Origin of the sequence: Brachyspira sp. (assembly GCF_050873525.1) — a bacterium.
Classification (GTDB): Bacteria; Spirochaetota; Brachyspiria; order Brachyspirales; family Brachyspiraceae; genus Brachyspira.
Genome location: NZ_JBNMIZ010000322.1, coordinates 1 through 2007, shown reverse-complemented (window position 1 = coordinate 2007; position 2007 = coordinate 1). Strand labels below are relative to the sequence as shown.

Below are 2007 nucleotides of genomic sequence, written 5' to 3'. Positions count from 1 at the left end.
GATAAATACAGAAATAAATAAATCCTTATTAGAAAATTATTTTTAAAATTAAATTATTAAAATAAAAGTATTATTAAACTTTATTTATATTTTCTTCGATTATTCTTTGATTTATTTCTCTTATTATTACTATTTCTATTATTTTTGTTTTTATTAGTTTTACTTTTCTTCAAAAAATCTTTTCCGTCAATAATATCGTCTCTGTCAAAAACATTGTCAAATTCGTCCGAAGGAATGAAATCTATAAATAAGTCTTTAAGATTAACTTTATAAACCGTTATTCTTATTTTATCTCCCAAAGTAAACCATTTCCCTTCCGATTCGCTATATGCGGCTTGTTCTTTTTCGTCAAATCTATAATGTGATTTCAATGTTGCGTATCTTATGAGTCCCTCTATTCCTCGTTCTTCGATTTCCACAAATATTCCGAATTTCGTTATTCCGCTTATTATTCCGTTATATTCTTTTCCGACTTTACCTTTCATAAAACGAACGGCTTTAACTTTATTTAAGCTTCTTTCGCATTCGATTGCCACTCTTTCAGTTTTCGAGCAGTTTTGAGCGACATTATTAAACATTTTTTGTATTGAAGGTTTAAGATTTTTTAATTCTTCTTCCAATACCAATTTCAATAATCTATGAGTAAGCAAATCAGTATATCTTCTTATCGGCGATGTAAAATGAGTATAATATTCAAATCCGAGTCCGAAATGCCCGATATTATTCGTATCGTAAACCGCCTGTTTCATCGAACGCAAAAGCAAAGTGAGAAGAAGTTTTTCGTCCGCTTTTCCAATTATCGATTCAATAAAAGAATTAAAATCCATATTTCCTTCGGCATCTTTAATTAATTTATATCCTCTGTTATAAGCGATTCTGCTAAATGTATCTAATTTTTCTTTATCGGGAAAATCATGAACTCTATAAATAGCGCCTTTTATATTTTTCAATTTTTTAGCGACTTCGCAATTTGCAAGAAGCATTAATTCTTCAACTATTTTATGAGTTTCTTTTCTTTCGGCTATAAAAAAATCTTTCGGGTTTCCGTCTTTGTCGAGTATAATTTTAGTTTCGTTTAGATTAAATTCTATACTTCCGTTTTCAATTCTTTTTTTTAATAATATTTCTTTTACTTCGTTCGCTTCTTTAAGTAATTTTTTTAGCCATTCTTCGTCATTTTCAATTTCGTCCAAAACATCTTGTGCGTAATCGTAAGTCAATCTTCTGTCGGACTTTATAACGCTTTTATAAAATTCGCTTTCTCTCACATTTCCCTTGTCGTCAATATTTATAAAAACCGTCATCGCAAATCTGCTTACTCCTTCGTTGAGCGAGCAAATTCCGTTTGAAAGTTCATGCGGAAACATTGGGTAAACTTTATCTATCAAATAAACGCTGTTTCCTCTTTTTCTTGCCTCTCTATCGAGCGCGCTTCCCGTATAGACAAAATGGCTTACATCCGCAATATGAACTCCGATTTTATAGCCATCGTTTAATTTTTCTATACTTATCGCATCGTCAAAATCTTTTGAATCCGCTCCGTCTATCGTCACAGTTTTCAAATCTCTTAAATCAATTCTGTCAAATTCTATTGGCTCGTTTTCCAAATTTTCTGGCAATAATTTCGCTTCGTCCAAACATTTTTTATTGAATTCGGTAGGAATATTATATGCCTTCGCTATCAATTCGGCGTCTTTTTTCGGATTATTTATATCTATTTTTATTTCTGGCTTTGGAATAGATTTTTTAATATCCGTTTTTTTATTTTTATTATCTGCAATTTTTTTAACTGAATTTTTTTTATTTGAATTTTTATTATATTTAACTGATTTTTTTTCTTTATTTTTATTAATATTGTTAGTTCTATTTTTTTTATTTTTCGTCTTTTTCAAATTTTAATTTTCCTCTTTAATTTTAATTTATTTAATTTATAAAAACACTCTCTGCATTATTATATCGGAAATATATTGAGCCAATTCTTCTGGAGTAATATAACAGTCTTTCAAT

The 2007-nt window shown here is 28.8% G+C and carries 1 protein-coding gene; it reads right to left on the bottom strand.

Going from position 1 to position 2007, the window contains the following annotated elements:
• Nucleotides 1-80: 80 nt before the first annotated feature.
• Nucleotides 81-1892 (bottom strand): ribonuclease R family protein, encoded by a 1812-nt coding sequence (locus ACR0QS_RS13025; protein ID WP_432633882.1) that lies wholly within the window; start codon nucleotides 1890-1892, stop codon nucleotides 81-83.
• Nucleotides 1893-2007: the final 115 nt, after the last annotated feature.